This window comes from Streptococcus parasanguinis (assembly GCF_001069785.1).
Taxonomy (GTDB): Bacteria; Bacillota; Bacilli; order Lactobacillales; family Streptococcaceae; genus Streptococcus; species Streptococcus parasanguinis_T.
Window position 1 is genome coordinate 1 of sequence record NZ_JVSR01000082.1, and the last position, 20713, is coordinate 20713.

Genomic DNA, 20713 nt, shown 5'->3' on the forward strand with positions numbered 1-20713 from the left:
GTGGATTTTTAATAACACACTTTAAGTGTGTTATTTTTAAATTATAAATTATGTAATATAGTTTATTCAATTGATAATACATAAATAGAAATTAGTATTAACAAGAATGTCATGCGACTACTTATTTACTATTTTTTTAAGTGATCAAATAAGTTGAAAATCACCTCCATCATTTCATCAGAAATTAACTGTACCCCTAGACCTTCAAAAGTAAGTTTAATGAAATTCATTTTGCGCTTTAATTCTACTAATGAAAAAACGGAAATTTGAAAACCAATCCAAATATTTAGAGTTAAAACAATTAAATCTGCTAGCTCTTCTGGATATTCTGTTTTAATAGACCCATCTTCAACTCCTTCGTAAACTTTTTCTCTAATTTCGGGTAAAAAATCAGAAAATAGACCTAGATACTGCTCTCCTAACAAACGTGGACTTCTAAGCATGATTGAGGCAGAGTAAACGAGCCTTTGGTGTTCAAAATTAGAGAAAGAGTCCATCAAAGAATTTTGTATCTTTTCTAACCCAGTATTTCCTCTCCAATTATAATTTAAAATTTCTTGATTATTTTCGCTAATGATTGTTTGCAGTATATCGTATTTAGACTCAAAATGATGATAGATAACACCTTTTGTTAATCCACCTAACCCATCTATGATATCTTGTATTGACGTATTATCAAATCCTTTTTCTAAAAATAAATTTTTAGAGACCTCTAGTATTTTTTGTCTAGTTTCATGTGAGTTTCTATTTCTTGCCATTCCAGTCCCTTTCTATCATACCAATGGTATGTAATTCTATTGTAGTGGAAGTAACTAATAATGTCAAGTTCTTTATTGGAATATGAAAAACCTTTATAATAAAGGCTTTTCATTATTACTTCGCTACAAGGTTTCTAAGCTTTTACCAGCAAAGATACACACTCAACATGGGTTTTAGAGGACTAAATGGAGTCTGAATTGCCTGATAGAGATGTAGTATTGATTAAGCCATCAACAAAAAATGTACAAAACAAAAATAAAGTACACTACTTAATGAGTGCACTTTATTCTTCTAATTCAGTTTTATCAATGGTTTAGCTCTAGTTAAATCAATTGTACATAAACTTTTAGTTTTTTTTTGGAACAAAAATATCCTAAAGTCTACCCTATCAAAGTGAAAACTGGAAATTTATTAAACCTGAATTTTAGTGAGAATATACTTTACTAAAATCATATAGTTAAAGTCTGACAAGGAATTTGCCAGACTTTTTGTCATCAGTGTTCTTTAATATAATTCATCCCTGATTGATTCAACAAACTCCGTGTAAAAGCGCTGAATGGATTGCTTAACATAATCAGATTGGCGGTCATCAGTCCCATCTAACAATCTCTGATAGCTATCCAAAGATTCTACATCCTTGAGTTGACTTCAAAGGTGTGCCTAATACACCGGCTTCTCAAAGTCACTAAGAAATCCTTTTAGCGATTCTTTTTGCATTCCTTGGTAAATATTTTTATCTAACCGAATACCAAGAGTGTTTAACTCAGTTGATAGGTTGTCGTAAAGTTCTTGTAAGTCCATAATGTACTCTTTGTAAATAAATTTCATGCGGGAATAGAGATATCCATTTGGACATTTGGGAGAATATCTCTGAAATTATTGCTGTCTGTTAATTAAATACTTGCAATATTTTATAGTTTTGGTATAATATAGTTAACTCATCGACCAAGTTGTTGAAGGAGATTGCGATTACGTCCCTAATCATAGGGACGTTTTCTGTTTTTCTCAGTTAGTTTTATATTTATCGTATTCTTTCAGTTTCTTTCGAAGTACATTATCATAGTGTATGTAAAATGCTGTTATCAATAAATAGTAACTAGGTCTTTCTTCAAGTACAATAAAATAGCGATCTACTGGATCTAATAAAAATATTCTATTAGATTTTTTATACGGTCGTTCATATATTAAGAAACAATCTTGTTTGCAAATCTTGTTATGATCCGTTTCTATTGCAGGTCTTAACCAACATAATCTTTCGCTCCTTCTTAAATCAGGTTCTCGTTCTTCTGAATCTATATCAAAATTTTTACAGGTAAGATGAAAATAACTATCTTCTTTACCTTCAAAATACGGATACGACTTTAACTCGACAAATTTCCCTCTAAAAGTTATCTTGAAGTTGAACAATTGCTCTAAAAATACATTCTCATATAAAAAATCATCATAAAGAGCATAGTCACCATTAAATTGATCAAGTGTTATCTTCGGAGGAAGGATAGGACAAAAATCTGTTACGTTACTGCTCATCACTTAACTCCATTTTAAAAATATTGAATTTTATTGCGTTATACTTTGTATTCGTTGTTAACTCATGCTTAGCTCTATTAGAGATTAAATTACTTAGCCTGATTCTAGCTAAACTACTTTCAAAGCTCCTATTTTTATAAGCTACTGCCCCTATCAATAGGTCAGCTAATTGCATTATTGAGTTTTCATGAGAGCGAATTTGTTGAATATTTTTGATATGTTTGGGTGACTGCTTCCAGTTTTCAAGAATATTCTTTAACTTGTTAACTTTTAAAATACTATTTGTGTCTTTTATATCTATAAAAACGTTAACATCATCCTCAAAGAGAAATTTTCTTACTAAATAAAAGTACTGCTTATAGTAAAAATCATCGTGGGTTTGATTATATTTCTTATGGTTTAATTTATTTTTGTCTATTATAACTACTCTAAAATTAAGATGCTCATTATCAAAAAAATAATTTACAAGATCTTCATAAAAGGTAATTTTAGAATTTGAAACTTTCCTCCACTTTATTTCAGAACGTGAAGAAATACCGTGTTTTCTTTTTATTTCTTTTATCTCCTTATAGACAATATTCCTTACATAGTCTGGACAAGAAATCCCTCCTATTAACATTACACTCTCACCATCATTTTCCAAATGACAAGACTCATCACAATATAAGTTGAGCATCTTAATAACTCCTAATTTTTGTAGTAATAATTCTATTATACCACGAACCCCCAGTAAAACTAAGACTTACAAAGGATTATTCTTCAAGAATTAGTATGTATTTTTAAGAACAATAATCTAAAATAGATTGGAGAACAGACATCTTACTTCGGTGTCTGTTTTTCTATACCTAAAAATGTACTTTTGCTCTTCATCAACTTCACCAAACTTTCTTCTAAAATATACATTAAAAAATCTCCTAATGGACTACAATATAGATACCACGATGAACGTTATTCTAGCTTTTTCAATTTTACATAATAAAATAAAGTACATTTTTCAAATAGTCTACATTACTCCTTAAACTCAGTTGTATCAAGGGTTTATCCACTGTCTCGGGAAAAGTACAAAATTTTTTAGTTTTAACATGTAGTAATTTTCAATGAAAACTTTATGTATACAAATAAAAAAAACAATATATTGTGTTTTGCTGAGTCTTTAATAAAAATAATTTTAATTTTTTGTACTTTTTTATTCTATCAAATATCTATCTTAGACTTAAATTTTTTTCATTATTCCATAATTTGGGTTCATCAGGAAAAATATAGTCATGTGTTTTAAAATATTGCTCTCTTACCACATCAATCCACTTATTTAGCATTTTTGCAGCTATTATAGAATCACCAGATGGATATACCATCAAAAGCAACCCCGTAAGTTGCGCTATTGTTATAGCAGAGTGTTCACCAGGTATTGTTAGTCCATAATCAGTATGCCCTACACTTATTTTCTCTTCCCCGTCCATTAGACCTAATCGATTAAATGTGCCTTGTGATGATGCATGTGTGACTTCATTAGAGATTCGATATGGTTGTTGCCATAATTCTGATGGGAAATTGGATTTTTTTCTGATATCGTCAAAACTTATATATCTCTTTTTAGGACTAAATTCACCACAAGCTCTTGCCCATTCATAACGATCTTCTGTATTATGTGATGAAATATAAGCTTCAGCAACTTCCTCTCCATATTCTGAAATAAACGACGCAATAATATTTAATTCGTAAAGTGAACGCCATCTAGAATACGCACCATCAGCAAATCCATTTTTCATTAAAGTGATTATCTCTAAAAATTGTTGTAGACCTCTTCCGTGTATGTATTTTAAGGCTGTGTATTTATGAATAGATTTTTCTCTCTCCTTGTTATCAATTTTATTTACATAATCAGAATAATCTTTTACAGATTCAAGAACCATCATATACATGGTCTCAGATGTAGCAAACGCATTAGACCACTTTTGCTCTATTCTTGCAATTATTTCTGTTTCCTCTCCTCTAAACAGTAACGTATTCTCATGCATTATCATCTTAGCATCTCTTACCATTTGATTTGAAGTGTCATTAATCATTTCTAGATATAATCCTGAAAAATCAGCCTTTTCATATTTTTCATAAAATTTATCAATTTCAGATTGATTTTTTAATTCTTTTACATGTTCTACGAGAATTTCTTTTAGTGTATCTTTAAAAAACTGTCCAAATTTATCGGCCATTATAGCTCCTACCTTTTTAATAGTTTATACATAGTATTTATTGCAATAATCTTCTAGTCTAAAAGAAAATAAATTAGAAAATCTTGTATTTTACGTTTAGAAATAGCGCATCATCTATCATTAATTATACCATCAACAAAATAAAAATCTATATCTTGTGTTAAGTAGGAACATAAATAAGTTTTAAAAAAATGTACAATTGAACCACCACTTCTTCTGCACTTATTAGAGTAAAAAATGTACAAAATAATCCCTTAAATCAGATGATGTTATGAACTAGAAAACATACAAAATACCACTCCAGAATAATGTACAAAATAAAAATAAAGTACACTTTTTAAAGAATGTACTTTATGCTTCTAATTCAGTTGTATCAATGGTTTAGCTCTAGTTAAGTCAATTGTACATAAACTTTTAGTTTTTATAGGACTGTTTTGTATCCCTTTCTATACTAGATCCCTTTTAAACACAAAACAATCAGCAAATCTCATGGATTTACTGATTGTTTTTCTTTTCTAACTTATTTTTCTACATATCGAAATGGAATCTTGCTACCACAGAGCCAATTATAGACTCGATCATTGACTTGAACATTCATAGCTTCGTGGGCATATTCTGGCATGATTAAATGCTCTTTTGGACCTTCTAATCGATTATAAATGGCAAACTGCGTTTCAGGATAACAGACATCATCATCTAGACCTGTAATCATGTGAACCTGTCCTTTGATACGATGGGCAAAATTTTTCACATCAATATAGGCCAAAGTCTGCATCAAACGATCTTCCGTTTCATGGAATGGATCATGGAACTTGAAATAACGGAAAAGCTCGTCATAGGCCTCACTGGTATTTCCGATCTCTAATACCCGTCTGAAATCCGATAAGAATGGATAAATGGCGACTGTTCGTTGGATTCGGGGATTTAATCCAGCAGCAATCAGGGCCAGGGCACCACCTTGAGAGGCTCCGTAGCTGGCAAGTTTACTGTCGTCTACTTGAGGAAGGCTGGCTACAATTTCAATTAACTGGTAAAGATCTAAGTAGACATCCTTATAAAAGAGCTCTTCCGGCCCTTCCACGGCTCCGCGGATAATCTGTCCTTTTACCGTATTACCAAGTGGTGAGCGATCTCCGTCTGTTGAATAGCCTGACTGACCTCTTACGTCCATAGATACAACACCATAACCGGCTACTATATAAGCCAGCATATCAGCCCAATCCCAACAACGGCCCATATAACCATGAAAATGGAAAATAACGGGAACTTTTTGATCCGTTTTTGGGAAAACAACCCGCGCATAAACAAGCCCATCTCGTGTTCCTTTAAAGGTTAATTCATAACAAATCACATTTGGAATGCTGAAATCTTGTTTTTTAAGCTTGTATTCAGGCAGTTCAGTCATCTTTGCTAGGGCTTGATCCCAAAAAGCATCAAAATCTGCGGGAACCTCATCCCGTCCCTTGTAATCTTTCATTGTTTCTAATAATTTGGGATTTTTCATAAAATCCTCCTTAAGTATGTGTAATCGCTACCAAAAATGTACCATATTTACTTAAGGATTGCAAGAGACAAATAAAAATTACATAACCGAAATTATGTAATTAAATTATAGATTCAAAAATAGACTTAATTGTTTTACTAGATCTGGATTAGTGGGTAAAGCTGAATGATGAGCCTTGCGACCGTTTAAATTCACTTCTGTATAGGCTTGTTTCTCAAAAATAGATTGTGCTGCTTGGGCACTAGAGAGGGGAACGATGCCATCTGATTTTCCAGCAAAGCTACCAACAAAGTTAAGGACCTCTACTTCTTTTCCTAGGCGATGCTTCCATTTTTGAAAATCGTCAAACATTTCTTGATTGAATTGGTAAGGACTGCCAATAATAACGAGCTTTCTTACGGTCAGCTTTTTCTTTTCTAAAAAGCCACTTTCCAGTAAACCAGTCAAAACCAATCCTCCATTGGAATGACCGACAGCCTTGAACTCTGTAAAATGATAGTGATCAAGAAGGTAGGTAAGAGCGGTCTTAAGAGATTCGATTTGCTGCTTGATATTGCTGTAGCCATCACGATTATTCTCAAAGCCAATCACAATTATTGGATTCGGCTCTTTCGTATTCAGTCTTCCTTCCATCTCTATAGAATCATCTTTATTGACCTTTATTTTTAAGAGACTTTGCTTTTTTCTAGAAAAGCGATGGAGCATACGGATGGTTCCATTGAATCGCTGGATACTAGCTGAACTTCCAGGTACAAAGATGATCGGTCTGATCGCTGGTTTCTTCGATCCTTTTGGGAATTCAAAGGGCTTGCTGTGCGAAGAAAACAATCTTGCAAAGAAACGAATGACTTGTTGAAATAGTTTTTTTAACATGATCCTCTAGTAGTAGTTTCTAAAAGAACCCAGAACAGTGTGTTCCAGGCCCTTATTAGAAACGATTATTTCCGTTTTTTCTTATTTTTGCGCATTTGTTTGGCCATCTTGTTCATCGCCCGTTTCATCATAAATTCACCGGCTTTTCCTTTGAGACCGCCACCAAACATTTGGCTCATATCAGGCATTCCAGCGCCTCCGCCAAGAGCTGACAAGTCAGGCATGCCACCTTGTCCCATCATGCCTTCGAGGGCAGACATATCCGGCATTCCACCAGGCATGTTTTTCGGCATGTTATTTGGATTGAGGCCCATTTGTTTCATCATCTTGTTCATGTCGCCAGAGAGGACGCCTTGCATCATCTGCTTGGCTTGGTTAAAGTCTTTGATGAATTTGTTGACTTCGACAAAGCTGTTTCCTGATCCAGCAGCAATCCGACGACGACGGCTTGGATTTAATAAATCTGGATTTTCGCGTTCAGCTGGGGTCATGGATGATACGATCGCACGTTTGCGAGCAATTTCTCGTTCATCGACCTTGAGGTTCTTCATGGCAGGGTTATTGGCCATCCCTGGAAGCATCTTGAGCAGGTCTTCCATTGGTCCCATATTTTGAACCTGGTCTAACTGATCGATGAAATCGTTGAAGTCAAAGGTATTTTCCCGCATCTTCTCAGCGAGTTCAAGAGAGCATTTCTCATCGTATTCTTGAGAAGCCTTCTCGATCAGCGTCAGCATATCCCCCATACCGAGGATCCGACCAGACATACGGTCCGGGTGGAAGGTTTCGATATCGGTTATTTTTTCACCAGTACCAGTGAACTTGATTGGCTTCCCAGTAATCTGACGAACAGAAAGGGCCGCACCACCACGGGTATCCCCATCGATCTTGGTCAAGATGACCCCGGTCACTTCGAGTTGTTCGTTAAACTCACGCGCCACATTGGCCGCTTCTTGACCAATCATGGCATCGACAACCAAGAGGATTTCATTTGGCTCGGCAAGTGCTTTGACGTCGCGCAATTCGCCCATGAGTTTTTCATCGATTTGCAGACGACCAGCCGTATCGATCAAGACATAGTCATTGTGGTTGGCTCTTGCTTGCTCCAAACCTTGACGAACGATCTCTACTGCAGGGACTTCTGTACCAAGTGAGAAGACAGGGACATTGATCTGTTGACCAAGAGTCTTCAACTGGTCGATGGCTGCTGGACGATAGATATCGGCCGCAATCATCAAAGGACGTGCATTCTCTTCCTTGACCAATTTGTTGGCCAATTTACCCGCAAAGGTTGTTTTACCAGCCCCTTGAAGACCGACCATCATGATAATGGTTGGAATCTTAGGTGATTTGATAATTTCTGCTGTTTCTGAACCCAAAATCGCTGTCAATTCTTCATCGACAATCTTCACGATTTGTTGGGCAGGGTTCAAGGTTTCGATGACTTCATGACCTACAGCCCGCTCGCGGACCCGTTTGATGAAGTCTTTTACAACAGGAAGGGCAACGTCGGCCTCTAAGAGGGCTAGACGAATCTCTTTGGTTGCCTCTTGGACATCCGCTTCAGAGATTTTCCCTTTCTTACGAAGATTTTTAAAGACGTTTTGTAAACGTTCGGTTAAACTTTCAAATGCCATACTCTTTCTCCTAGTTCTGTCTTGTATTTAATCATTAGTCTCGATTATCGATACTGGAAAGTACAGAAATTTGTTCCTGTAAAAAAGGATCTTCAGGGTATTTTTCAGAAATCTGATCCAAAATCTGACTACGAACAATGTAATCGGAATACATATGGAGTTTCATTTCGTAGTCTTCCAAAATCTTTTCTGTACGTTTAATATTGTCATAGACCGCTTGACGGCTCACTCCAAACTCTTCTGCAATCTCAGCCAAGCTGTAGTCATCTGCGTAGTAGAGCTCGATGTAGTTCATCTGCTTGTCCGTCAAGAGCGCTGCATAAAACTCAAAGAGCGCATTCATTCGGTTGGTTTTCTCAATTTCCATACCTTTCATTATATCAAAAAAGCCCGCTAAAGACTAGCGGGACTTGAAGCTTTTTGAGCTTGAAATGAGAGGATTCATCATCAGAGTTTCAGTGCCAACATATTGACCGTCATCCCTGCTGCAGTTCCCATCAAGAAGATGGTATCTCCTTCCTTCACATAGCCATGATCCAGTGCATAGGCTAGGCCGAAAGGAACGGCTACCGAAACCATATTTCCATAATCACTGACAATATTGAGGTACTTGTCTTTGCCAACGCCCAATTTGTCCATGACGAGTGGTAAGGCACGACTTGCTTGGTGAGGAATAATATAGTCTACAGCATCTTTAGAAACGCCTGATTTCTCTTCGAATTCTTGGAACATTTCTGGAATAACACGGGCAGAAAGCAAAAGGATTTTCTTCCCTTTCATGTCAAACATGAAATCAGTCTTTGTTGAGTCAGAGTACAATTTCGGATGATACGCTGTCAAACCACCACGAATTTCGGTGTCATGGGCTCCCTCTGACCAGGTACGTTGCATGCTAGCAATGATTCCTTTATCTTCTTTTGTTGCTTCAAAAATAAAAGCTGCGGCTCCATCGCTAAACAGTTCAAAGCTTTCTTTTTGTTTGGGATTAAGCCCTAGGCTTCCTACTTCACTGGATACAATCAGCACCCGTTGGTATTCTCCACCTTCAATCAGATAAGAAATGGTGCTTAAGGCTGATACAAAACTGGTACAGGTAGTATTGATATCCATGGCAGGAATCGTCAGTCCCTTGGCCACGCGCTCATGGATCAAAGCAGCTGTACAAGGGATGGGCTGAACACCAACTGCACTAGCCGAAACCAGGCAGTCGATGTCTGCCATTTCAAGACCCGCATGGTTTAAAGCAGCTTCGATCGCACGCGCTGCAAGATCAATCTGTGTTTCTTCTCCTTCTTTCACGCGGTAACGAGTCTGGTCTTTGAAAGAAACTGTATGAGCTGGAAGCGCTGTTCCATAGCCTTTAATTTGCAAATGTCTTTTTACAGTAGTCATAGGATTCTCCTTTTATTGAAGTCGTTGAACACGTTTTAATTTACGTGTTGGGTCCCATTGGTAATCGATAAATTGAATACTTGGAAGAATGAATTGTTTTTGCTGAGCTAAGAGTTCGAATTGAGCAAAAATCGCTTGCTCAATAGACTCTGTCCGGTGACTCAAGGCAATGGTAATGGATCTATCTGCCAACTGAGTTACTTGATAGTCCTGAATATTTTCGACAAAGAGAATACACCGTCGAATAAAATCCGGATAGATCATCTGGCTACTGCCATCTTCTTTTTTGAAATAGAAGATATCATCTGATCGTCCTTCGATCTTTGCGATTCGAGTAAAGACGGAACCACAAGGGCAAGGAGATTTTTCTTCTACCAAAATATCATTGAGGCGGTAGCGATAGATCGGTTGACTGGTTCGTTTGAAATCCGTAATAATCGGATAAAAGCGGCTATCATCTAGGTACTCTTTTTCGACATACAAAATATCTTCGTTAAGATGTAGATTGCCTTCTGAACAGGTACAAGCTAAAAATCCCTCTGTCGCTTGGTAGACCTGATCAACCGTGTCTAGTTGAAAGGCTTTGGCGATTGTCTCAGCATCTCGTTCCTCTAGGATTTCTGCGACAGAGACAACCTTGACGGGTTGGATCGCAAGTTGCTGATTGCTGACATAGTTGGCTAACTCAATCAAGGTTGAAGCTGGTGCGACCACAATAGTTGGTTGATAGTCTTTGAGACGCTCTAAATGCTCCTTGCTATCCTTGAAAATATCAAAATATTCCAAGCGGATAAGGCCTGAGTTAATGGTTTGATAAAGTTCATTGTCCGCTCGTAAGAAAAAGGCAATGCGATGACCAAATAGTTTTCCTTTCGGAAGCATCTTGGCTAAGATCGCTGCAGCCCACATACTTCTCTCTTTTTCTGTGGTGACAAAAACTCCTCGGTGGCCTGAAGTCCCAGAAGACAAGCCTACTGCTACTTCTCCATTCATCTCAGTAAAATCTCGCGTCTGTTCTCCGCGAATCGCCATCTCTAAAGCCTGATCTCGATCCACCCCTAGGGTATTGAGTTCATTGAAATGTGTCATCATAAACGATTTATCCATGGTTCCAAAGGATTCGGGAGAATGGGTTTGAAAATAGGGAGACTGAGAAGTGATAAAAGCATGGTAGCGCGCCAATTGCTTATATTGATATCGCTTCAAGGCCTCTTTTGAACGGAATCGGTGGCACCATCTGGTTTCAATAAAGGTTTTCAGAAAGACTGTTTTTTTCATTTAAAATCCTTTCAATCCGTTCTTGCGGGTCGTGGCTGACCACAACTTGAATGCCATCTTGCAAGAGTGTTTCCAGCAACTCAGCTCCTTTAAGATAAGCCTTCTTATTATCCTGAACCAAGGAGGGGATGAGACGCATTTGCCCTGTGTAAGGCAAGAGGTCTACTCCCCAAGAAAGGTCTGCTCCGATGAAGAGTTTGAACTCATCCAGATAAAGACAACCTTGCCCTCTCGCATGTCCATCGATGGACGAAACAAGGATGCTCCCATCTCCAAAAAAATCCGCAGTCGGGCGATAGGGGAAAGCAGGATGCCTTTGATCTGCTTTAAGACAAGTCACCCGATCTTTGAAATCAGCTGGCAAAAACTCTTTAAAAATCAGATCTTTAAATTTAGGTTTTTGGTACACCTCATAGACTTCCTGGGTAACAAAGAAATGAGCATTTGGAAAAAGGGCTGCTCCACCGAGATGATCCGGGTGCAAATGCGAAAGAATCACATAAGTAATTTCTGCCGGATCAATTCCACGCTCTTGCAATAAATAATCGATCTGGTCTTCTTTTTTCATCTGCATTGGGGTGGCTAGACGGTACCAGAAATACCGAGCTTTTTTCTTAATCTCGTAGTGATAGCCGGTATCGTACAAAATATAGCCTTTTTCACGGTGATGAATCAAAAAGACACCTGCTGGAAATTGCATTTTTTCATTCGGAATCTCTTTAAATAAGAGACCAGAATGACTACTACAATAGCCTGCTGGGAAATAATCAATGCGCTTGATCATGTTGGACATAGTTGTCAATCCCTTCTTCAATGGTCATTTTTGGATAGTAGCCAAGTTCTGTTTGGGCCTTTTGAATATCGAGAGTTTGGCTATATCGAAGGAGATAATAGGTGTAGCGAGTCAAAGGAGGCTCAGCTTTCAGATGGAATAATCGATATACTCCTTCAAGGCTATAAGCCGCACCTGCTACTAGACCTTCCGGAATTTTCCGATAGCGAATCGGCTCTCCCAATCCCTTTAGTGTTGTTTCGATCAAATACTTAAAGGTCTTTGGTTCCCCATTTGTAATATTATAAACCTGTCCGTGTGCTTCTTTGGCCTCTAGAGCCAAGCGAATGGCTAGGGCAACATTTTCCACACAGGTCATATCCATGAGCTGCTCTCCTCCACGAATCAAAGGAATTCCAATTTTTCGACTGAGGCGTAAGACACGAGGTAAAATACTGGTATCCCCCACACCAAATAATCCTCTAGGACGCAAGATGATACTTGGCACATCTGGATAGTCAGAAAAAAGTTTTTCAGACGCCAATTTACTTCGGATGTAATTGTTGAGGTGATTTTCTTTGGGAGCATCGCTTTCCTTAATGTTTAATTGGTCTTTTCCAGCTGCGTAAATACTGGGAGAAGATACGTAAACTAAGCGTTTTACCGCATATTCACGGCACAAGTCAAGGACATTTTGAGTACCAACTACATTAGCCTGATAGAAGGCCTTCCAAGGTCCCCAGGCAGTGGATAAAGCTCCAGCGTGAACCACAGCATCAACAGACTGAAAGGTTTGTCTTAATTCCTCAATAGCGCTCAAATCCCCTTTGATAAATTGGACGCGCTCACCTTCCAGAGCCTTCCCAATTTTTTCGTTTCGGCCAAAGGCTACAATGGAATAATCGTGAGCCAACAACTCATCGATCACATATTTTCCAAGGAAGCCAGTCGCACCTGTTACAAGAATTTTCATAGTTTACCATCCGTTCCACGTCTTAATAATCGTTGAATCTCAAACTCCAAGGTATCCAACGGCTTGTAGGTTTTTGAAAGTTTGTTTAGTCTTTCTAACTTTTCCCAAGATTCTTTTTCTAATAGAGCCTTAAAACCTGCTTGAATCTCTTCGGTGCGATTGCGATGTGCTTGAAAGGCAATTCCTGCTTCTACTCCTCGAATCGCATAGTCAAATTGGTCATAATCATGTGGCAAGATCAAGGCTGGTTTTTTAAATTCGATACACTGATAAAAGATTCCAGCTCCTCCATGGTGAATGACATAGTCCATCTGCGGAATATATTCTTTGTAGGGTAGATATGAGACGACCGTCACATTTGGCGCTACTTCTTCTTCAGAGAATTCCTTTGCTCCATCTCCTAAGGTGACGAAAAAGTGACATTCTGGATGCTCTTTGGCCAACTGCTTGGTTTGTTCTAGCAAGTTCTCTTTTGCCCAAGGCAACTGGGTTCCACATGTCACGAGTACCTTCGTCTTATCCTCGTAAGGAATGAGATCTAAAGGATAATCTTCTGCTTTTTCAATAGAAGTACCCAAAGGGCCAAGCCACGCATATTGATGAGGGAAGTGTGTCTTCAACTCTAGCTCCATCATCCCAATTCCAAAGACGGCATAAGGAGAGTAGATGGTCTCCACTCCATTTTGATTGTACAACTTGAAATTGTAACGTTTTAAGCGTTTGCGTAAGAGGAAAGCCCCACAGTATTTTCCAATGCGCGTGAGTTTACGGCATAGTGCCTGTATCTTCTCTTCCTTCTTCGTGCGCGCGACTCCCATCCCTCCGAAGAAGCAAGGAGGACCATAAGGAGTTTCGATTACAAATTGGGTTGCCATGGTGGTAATCCAAGGAATTTCTAACTGTTCTGCCACAAAGCCAGCTGATAGAGTGATGAAATCAGCAATGACAATATCTGGACGATTGACGCGCCACTCCTCTAGCAATTGATCTGATACATGATTAATCAAATCAAGACTTTTGGACAATTGCCGATAAGCTGAAAAGAGATTGAGTTTCTTATCGTTATTAGCCGCACGTTCAAACTCTTCTACTTTGTCCTCTAGAATCGGAACGACTGTGAAGCCGAGACTTTCTGCGACGGCTTTTTTCTGAGGACCCGTGAAAACTCGGATTTCCATAGTTGGATCATCTAATAAGGGTTTAACGAGATTTAAAGTTGGGTACAGATGCCCACTCAAGGGAACAGCTACCACATCGATTTTAATTTTTTTCATTTTTTCCTGCCTTATATCTTTTTTTAGATCTAAAACTAGCTTCTATCTATTAATTCGTAAAAAAAATCAAAAATTGAAGAAAAAATAAAATTTTTTTAAATCTTTTATTTTTGACCGTACTATCACTATTTAGAAAGAATGACTTCAACCTAAAAAAAGCTCCCAAATGCCAAAGAGAGTGAGCCTCTCACACATTTGAAGAGTTTTCTATTTTTACGATTTGCGAGCTTAGTTATTTTCCAAATAAAATTCGAACCGCTCGCCAACATACTGACTTTTTACATACTCAAACGCCGTCCCATCTTCAAAATAGGAAACCTGTGTCAGACCTAAAATAGCCTGCCCTTTTGAAATCTGTAAGTAGTCCGCAATCTTATCCTTGGCCAATCGCGCATAGATGGTCTGATGCGACTTTCCAATCTTATAACCATGACGCTCCAAGGTTTGGAAGAAATGGCTGGTTACCTCTTCTCGATTGAAATTCTTAATAAATTTCTCTGGAATAGAGGCCACTTCATAAACAACAGGGATTCCATCGGCATACCGGACCCGCTCCATCCGAATGATGGTCTCAGTCTTATCAATGCCCAATTTATCCACTTCTTGGAGGCTAGGAATGGTTTTCCGGTAAGAAATCACTTGGCTAGAAGGTTCCTTGCCTTGCGATTTCATAATCTCTGTAAAACTGGTTGTGCCCCGCATTTTTTCTTGAACGCGCGTGCTGGTGATAAAGGTACCACTTCCTACACGTCTTTCAAGCACTCCTTCTTCAACCAGAAGGGTAATAGCCTGCCTAAGCGTCATCCGACTCACCTGAAATTTCTCAGCTAGATCGCGTTCGCTAGGAAGACGCTCCCCGATTTTCCATATTTTTTGATCAATCTCAGACTTAATCTGATCATGAATTTGAATGTAAGCTGGAATCATAACCTTGCTCTTTCTCTGTGTTATCTCTATTGTAGCGTAAAATTCCTAATTCTTCAATCAGAGATTGGTAAAGACAAGGCTTTTGTGTTAGAATAGAGGAAAGTAAATTTCTTTAAGAAGGGGATAAGATGACAAACCTATCAACTGATTTGCATGATGTTGAAAAAATCATCGTGCTTGACTACGGTAGCCAATACAATCAGCTTATTTCACGGCGGATTCGTGAAATTGGTGTTTTCTCAGAGTTGAAGAGCCACAAGATTTCTGCTGATGAAGTTCGTGAAATCAATCCAGTCGGGATCGTTCTTTCAGGCGGACCAAACTCTGTATACGAGGAAGGTTCTTTTGATATCGATCCTGAAATTTTCGAACTCGGTATTCCAATCCTTGGAATCTGTTACGGGATGCAATTATTGACCCATAAATTGGGTGGGAAGGTCGTTCCTGCAGGTGATGCTGGTAACCGTGAATATGGTCAATCTGAACTCAGCTTGACAGAAACTTCTGCTCTTTTTGCGGATACACCAGACAAACAATTAGTCTTGATGAGCCATGGAGATGCTGTTACAGAAATTCCGTCTGACTTTATCCGCACTGGTACTTCTGCCGATTGTCCTTTTGCATCGATTGAAAATCCAGACAAGAAAATCTACGGAATCCAATTCCACCCTGAGGTTCGTCACTCTGTTCACGGTTATGATATCTTGCGTAACTTTGCCTTGAACATCTGTGGGGCTAAAGGTGACTGGACCATGGACAACTTCATTGACATGCAGATCAAAAAAATCCGTGAAACCGTCGGAGACAAACGTGTCCTTCTTGGCCTTTCAGGTGGTGTTGACTCTTCTGTTGTTGGGGTTCTTCTCCAAAAAGCAATCGGCGATCAATTGATTTGTATCTTTGTAGACCACGGTCTTCTTCGTAAAGGGGAAGCAGATCAAGTTATGGAGATGCTTGGTGGCAAATTTGGTTTGAACATTGTTAAAGCAGACGCTGCTAAACGTTTCCTTGATAAATTGGCTGGTGTGTCTGATCCCGAACAAAAACGCAAGATCATTGGGAACGAATTTGTCTATGTCTTTGACGATGAAGCAAGCAAACTAAAAGATGTGAAATTCCTTGCTCAAGGAACACTCTATACAGACGTCATCGAGTCAGGTACTGATACTGCTCAAACTATTAAATCTCACCACAACGTTGGTGGACTTCCAGAAGACATGCAGTTTGAACTCATCGAACCCCTTAACACTCTTTACAAGGATGAGGTTCGTGCCCTTGGTACAGAGCTTGGTATGCCAGACCACATCGTATGGCGCCAACCATTCCCAGGTCCAGGTCTTGCCATCCGTGTTATGGGAGAAATCACTGAAGAAAAACTCGAAACTGTCCGTGAATCAGACGCTATCCTTCGTGAAGAAATCGCTAAAGCTGGTCTTGAACGCGATATCTGGCAATACTTCACAGTTAACACTGGCGTTCGTTCCGTAGGTGTTATGGGAGATGGTCGTACTTACGACTACACTATCGCTATCCGCGCTATCACTTCTATCGACGGAATGACAGCTGACTTTGCGAAGATTCCATGGGAAGTTCTCCAAAAAATCTCAGTCCGTATCGTAAACGAAGTTGACCACGTAAACCGCATTGTCTACGATATCACAAGTAAACCACCTGCAACTGTAGAGTGGGAATGATTTATAAACATGATTTGAAGTGAAATGGTTGTTTTAACAGCACTTTAGGTTATTATAAAAGGTTAAAAATCAGTCAAAATTGATTGGTTCCCCACCAAAAGCCCCACCAGAATTTTTTTTGGTGAGGCTTTTTTATATTATGTGACTTTCAGTCCGTCTCGCTCCGTTAGGTGCGAGACGGACTAATAGTCACATAAATAAAAACGGGAGAACTGACGCATCAGTCCTCCTAGACATAAACAAGTACGCCCCATTTACAGAAGATATTAGATCATCATGCTACGCAACAAAATGTTGCCTGAAAATTCTTGAAATTTTATTTTATACGAGTATAATAATAACCAAATTAACATAAGGGAGACATACGCCTATGATTGGTGACTTTTTAAAACAGCGTAGATTATCAATGGGGTTTACTCAAGAATTTGTAGCAAATCAATTAAAACTAAGCCGACAGGCTATCTCAAACTGGGAAAATGGCTCTCGTGATATCAATGTTAAAGACTTAATAGCTTATGCAAAACTACTAGAAATATCCTTCGAAGATTTAGAAGTTAGTTTAAATCAACCAAGTTCTTTGACTAAAGAAAGCTTCTCTAAAACAGCAGATGACATTTTACCTAAGCACTTTAATATGAAATTGCAAAAGAAAAGTCAGGGTAAAAATTCTACCACTCTAAAAAATCACATCAAGATTGAAGGTGATAAAGTTATTGGTGTTCATATTCTATTGTCTAGCTTATTTCTGAATAAGCATAAATTAGTTATTAGAAATTGTCCCACTGCTTTTGACTTTTTAAATATTTTGTATGAACTAGGGAATAATCATTGGTCTGACTCATATACCTGTGAAGACACCATTGAAATCCAATCTACAAATACACCTAAAGACATCATCTCTCTTAATAAAATTAGTCGAGCCAGCATCGGTATTATCTCAGCTTTGACCTATCGCTATCATCGTCTGTTGTTCACATTCCCTGGAGGAGATGACTTTTGCTTTAGACCTATTGACTTACACCTTGACATTCTCTCCACCGTAGCGAACTACACCTATAACGAAGAGAATAAAATCTTTTATTCTGAGAAAAATGACTTACTAAATAAAAATATCACATTGAATTGTTACGCTGATGGGAGTAAAAGTGTTGGTGCTTTCTTCAATGCTATTAGTTTGGCATATGTTTATCCAAATGAAATTAGAATCAACGGACTTTCACCAGACCCTACTGTGTGCTACCTCATTACATTACTAGAATCAGCTACTAATCGAACTGTAGAATATTTAACATCTGATAAAATTTTAATCCCTAAAGTAGATTCTATTGATATAGTCAATACTGAAATAACCTTACCTCCTGATATGTCTATGCTTATATCCTATGTTTTACTATTCTGGGATGAGCTAGAAAATATCATTTTCGATAATATACTTATCAAAGATATTCCCCAAAGTTACATTGAACTTTTTACAAAATTAGGATTAAAAATTATTGAAGATAAACACACAATTCAATTCAAAAAAGTATTTCAAATAGAAACCGAGTATTTTGAATTTCTAAGATTAGGTGCTGCACCATTTATCACCACTGATTTAGGTCCCATTGTATCAGAATTTCTAGCATCTCATAATATATCTTCCATTCTATTTGATGAAGTTTTTATTCATAGAGCCAGTCATGTGGCTGAATTAGAGAAGCTAGGTATACGAATTAAAGTATTAGATAATGGTGCTTTAAAAACACTAGACAAATTATCACTCACGAATTATCAATCCAACACATACAATCTCAAAGATATACGCGCTGGAATGGCGATATTGATGGGAATAGTACAATTAAATATTGAATCCGCTGTGCTATTAAACTTTGACCAAGTTATGCGTGGCTTCGGTAATATTCAAACCATATTAAATATTCTAGGATATGATGGTGAACTATATGGATAGCTTACATTTTTACTCATCAAATGAATCTAAATATTTTCTAACTTATCGTCCTGAAAAAATATGCTTCTTAGGAGCATGTACAGCACGAAATTTATCACTCGGTATTGACTATTTTTCCAACAGTCAAATTAAAACTTTTTCTCCTTACGAGACCATTTTTAATGCTCCTTCCTTGCTAAAGGATTTAGAAGTTATTGCACTTGAATTGGATCATCATATTTTAATAGATTCCAAACAAAAGGTGTTCTATGATGAAATTCGTTTTTGGAATAAGTCGGAAAGTTACGAAGCTGTTCTACATCAAAATTTAAACATTGACAATTATGTCAAAACAGCACTAACTGAGTCAGATTTATTAATACTATCTCTAGGTTCTGTTGAAATGTGGTCTAAAGTCAACCATATTATGAATAGACTTCCAAAGAATCAATTTCTCAATCCTGAAATTAAGAATGTCTATCTATCGTCCGACGATATACTTAATTTTGCTAAACAAATTATGCGAGTTGTACAACTTATTAACCCTAAAATTAAGATTCAATTTTCAATTCCCTATGTACTTCTTAAAGCTTCTGAAAAGTTTCATAATCTGCATTTGGCTACGACTGAAAATTATCGTATTATCAAAGAAGCCATTATGGAATTAGGGGACGACTATTACTTTCCTGAATATGAACTATTCAAATACTATGTCGAAAAAAATAATCATCCTTTCCAAGAAGATGGAAGACATCCCTCTGTCAAGCTAATTGCAGATATATCTAAACACATTGTAAAAGAAATTAACAAGGATTATCTATTAGATATACCCAACAAACCATTTGCAATCAACAAAGTCGATAGCCGAGGTAAAATCAATGGCAAAGAATACTTATAGTGACGATTTACAACGTATCTTTAAAGCTCAGACTCTCCCATCATCGCCTTTGATAAGAGAAGAAAAGAACTTATTTACTTTTTCACCCATTCAAGATGAGCTAGAGTATTTTAAAGAAAAGAAAGATGGTTTATATGTAAAAGAACAAGTTTGTTTCCGAAATGTCTACCCTGCTAACTTAGTAAACCCTATCTCTACCCCATGCCAAACTTTAATTAGTTTATTTTCCTTCCATGAAGAGAAATATGGACAAATTATTGAAACCTTTATCACAAAATTTTTAAATAAATGGATTCCTTTCGATAACATTTATATTATATGTCCAAAAATGACTGATATCCTTGGTCAACTGTACAACGTTACTAATCACATTATCGAAATTGATAAAAATCGACTTCAGTGTCATGTTCCTTTATCAGGGAATCATTACTACATTAAAATTTGTAGTAATTACCACGATGGTTTGGTAACATTAGCAAATTTTGTTCTAATCAATTTTCAAGGAGGATTTCAGTCTCAATTAGACAGTGTCTTCTTTCCTTTACGATTAGATATGATTCGTGAACAGGCTAAGTCTATTTACGAGTCACAAACTTTTCTGGCTACCTACAATAGGTTATATAGACTTTCTAATAGCCATGAACTAGCACATTTTTTCATCAGTCAACTAGAAGCATTAAACTTTTTATTCCCAGAAATTGGAAAATTTGGCAATCATAGACACAGCTATGCCCTAAAAAAGGTAGCTAGGGAAATTTTTTTAGAGTGTGATATTCACAACATCTCAGTAGAACTTATTTTTAATGAGTTTCCATCGATTAAAATCGAATTACTAAAACAATACAAGGAATACTCTCGAAATATCAATAAAGCGTTAAAGAAAGTCAAAAAGAATAGGGATACAATGGGGGCAGACTATGCCTATCAAACATTAGGGATCCCTTATAAACTCTACAAAAGTCAGATTGATCCCACTTACAAACTACCTGAATTGCCGAGCAACTTTGCTTATTATAGAGATTCGCATAAAAACCTCTATCAAAATCCAATAGAAAGTTATAAATAATC

At 37.4% G+C, this 20713-nt stretch carries 19 protein-coding genes; 4 read left to right on the plus strand and 15 right to left on the minus strand.

Going from position 1 to position 20713, the window contains the following annotated elements; all coding sequences use genetic code 11:
- Positions 1 to 128 precede the first annotated feature (128 nt).
- The 15 genes from ADG03_RS07175 to ADG03_RS07240 form a co-directional block, all read right to left on the minus strand.
- Positions 129 to 758, minus strand: a complete 630-nt coding sequence (locus ADG03_RS07175; RefSeq protein ID WP_000113543.1) for a TetR/AcrR family transcriptional regulator — start codon at positions 756 to 758, stop codon at positions 129 to 131.
- 661 nt (positions 759 to 1419) lie between these two features.
- On the minus strand, positions 1420 to 1560 hold the full coding sequence (locus tag ADG03_RS11775; RefSeq protein WP_006151551.1) for a hypothetical protein: 141 nt from the start codon (positions 1558 to 1560) through the stop codon (positions 1420 to 1422).
- Positions 1561 to 1764: 204 nt separating this feature from the next.
- Entirely contained in the window at positions 1765 to 2286 is a 522-nt protein-coding gene (locus tag ADG03_RS07180; RefSeq protein ID WP_000097857.1) for a hypothetical protein, read from the minus strand.
- Positions 2276 to 2962, minus strand: coding sequence for a DUF3800 domain-containing protein (locus ADG03_RS07185; RefSeq protein ID WP_000933618.1), 687 nt, complete (start codon positions 2960 to 2962; stop codon positions 2276 to 2278). The genes ADG03_RS07180 and ADG03_RS07185 overlap by 11 nt, the downstream gene beginning before the upstream one ends.
- A gap of 526 nt (positions 2963 to 3488) precedes the next feature.
- Positions 3489 to 4496 (minus strand): DUF5677 domain-containing protein, encoded by a 1008-nt coding sequence (locus ADG03_RS07190; protein ID WP_000763879.1) that lies wholly within the window; start codon positions 4494 to 4496, stop codon positions 3489 to 3491.
- 520 nt (positions 4497 to 5016) lie between these two features.
- Positions 5017 to 6000 carry an acetylxylan esterase gene (locus ADG03_RS07195; protein WP_049473210.1) on the minus strand — a complete coding sequence of 328 codons (984 nt, stop codon included), beginning with the start codon at positions 5998 to 6000 and terminating at the stop codon, positions 5017 to 5019.
- Positions 6001 to 6105: 105 nt separating this feature from the next.
- Positions 6106 to 6873 carry an alpha/beta hydrolase gene (locus ADG03_RS07200; RefSeq protein ID WP_049473211.1) on the minus strand — a complete coding sequence of 256 codons (768 nt, stop codon included), beginning with the start codon at positions 6871 to 6873 and terminating at the stop codon, positions 6106 to 6108.
- Between the two features lie 65 nt (positions 6874 to 6938).
- Positions 6939 to 8510 (minus strand): signal recognition particle protein, encoded by a 1572-nt coding sequence (ffh, locus tag ADG03_RS07205; protein ID WP_049473212.1) that lies wholly within the window; start codon positions 8508 to 8510, stop codon positions 6939 to 6941.
- A gap of 34 nt (positions 8511 to 8544) precedes the next feature.
- The gene (locus tag ADG03_RS07210) at positions 8545 to 8877 is read right to left on the minus strand and encodes a putative DNA-binding protein (protein ID WP_003016592.1); all 333 of its coding nucleotides are present in this window, start codon (positions 8875 to 8877) and stop codon (positions 8545 to 8547) included.
- An 80-nt stretch (positions 8878 to 8957) separates the two neighbouring features.
- A complete protein-coding gene (locus tag ADG03_RS07215) occupies positions 8958 to 9902 on the minus strand; it encodes a 3-oxoacyl-[acyl-carrier-protein] synthase III C-terminal domain-containing protein (RefSeq protein ID WP_049473213.1) in 945 nt (314 codons plus the stop codon).
- A 12-nt stretch (positions 9903 to 9914) separates the two neighbouring features.
- Positions 9915 to 11180: a F390 synthetase-related protein gene (locus tag ADG03_RS07220; RefSeq protein WP_049473214.1), complete on the minus strand. Its 1266-nt coding sequence runs from the start codon at positions 11178 to 11180 to the stop codon at positions 9915 to 9917.
- Complete coding sequence (locus tag ADG03_RS07225; RefSeq protein WP_049473215.1) at positions 11146 to 11973, minus strand: MBL fold metallo-hydrolase; 828 nt, start codon at positions 11971 to 11973, stop codon at positions 11146 to 11148. Before ADG03_RS07225 ends, ADG03_RS07220 begins: the two co-directional genes overlap by 35 nt.
- Positions 11948 to 12925, minus strand: a complete 978-nt coding sequence (locus ADG03_RS07230; protein ID WP_049473216.1) for an NAD-dependent epimerase/dehydratase family protein — start codon at positions 12923 to 12925, stop codon at positions 11948 to 11950. The genes ADG03_RS07225 and ADG03_RS07230 overlap by 26 nt, the downstream gene beginning before the upstream one ends.
- Complete coding sequence (locus ADG03_RS07235; RefSeq protein WP_049473217.1) at positions 12922 to 14199, minus strand: glycosyltransferase; 1278 nt, start codon at positions 14197 to 14199, stop codon at positions 12922 to 12924. Before ADG03_RS07235 ends, ADG03_RS07230 begins: the two co-directional genes overlap by 4 nt.
- Positions 14200 to 14427: 228 nt before the next feature.
- Entirely contained in the window at positions 14428 to 15126 is a 699-nt protein-coding gene (locus tag ADG03_RS07240; protein ID WP_003016564.1) for a GntR family transcriptional regulator, read from the minus strand.
- Between the two features lie 128 nt (positions 15127 to 15254).
- Between ADG03_RS07240 and guaA the strand changes: the two genes are divergently transcribed.
- The 4 genes from guaA to ADG03_RS07260 all read left to right on the plus strand — a co-directional run bounded on the left by guaA (position 15255) and on the right by ADG03_RS07260 (position 20711).
- Positions 15255 to 16820: a glutamine-hydrolyzing GMP synthase gene (guaA, locus tag ADG03_RS07245; protein WP_049473218.1), complete on the plus strand. Its 1566-nt coding sequence runs from the start codon at positions 15255 to 15257 to the stop codon at positions 16818 to 16820.
- Positions 16821 to 17190: 370 nt separating this feature from the next.
- Positions 17191 to 18768 (plus strand): helix-turn-helix domain-containing protein, encoded by a 1578-nt coding sequence (locus ADG03_RS07250; protein ID WP_049473219.1) that lies wholly within the window; start codon positions 17191 to 17193, stop codon positions 18766 to 18768.
- Positions 18761 to 19645 carry a GSCFA domain-containing protein gene (locus ADG03_RS07255; RefSeq protein ID WP_007521758.1) on the plus strand — a complete coding sequence of 295 codons (885 nt, stop codon included), beginning with the start codon at positions 18761 to 18763 and terminating at the stop codon, positions 19643 to 19645. The genes ADG03_RS07250 and ADG03_RS07255 overlap by 8 nt, the downstream gene beginning before the upstream one ends.
- A complete protein-coding gene (locus tag ADG03_RS07260) occupies positions 19626 to 20711 on the plus strand; it encodes a hypothetical protein (RefSeq protein ID WP_007521756.1) in 1086 nt (361 codons plus the stop codon). Before ADG03_RS07255 ends, ADG03_RS07260 begins: the two co-directional genes overlap by 20 nt.
- The last annotated feature ends 2 nt before the right edge of the window (positions 20712 to 20713 follow it).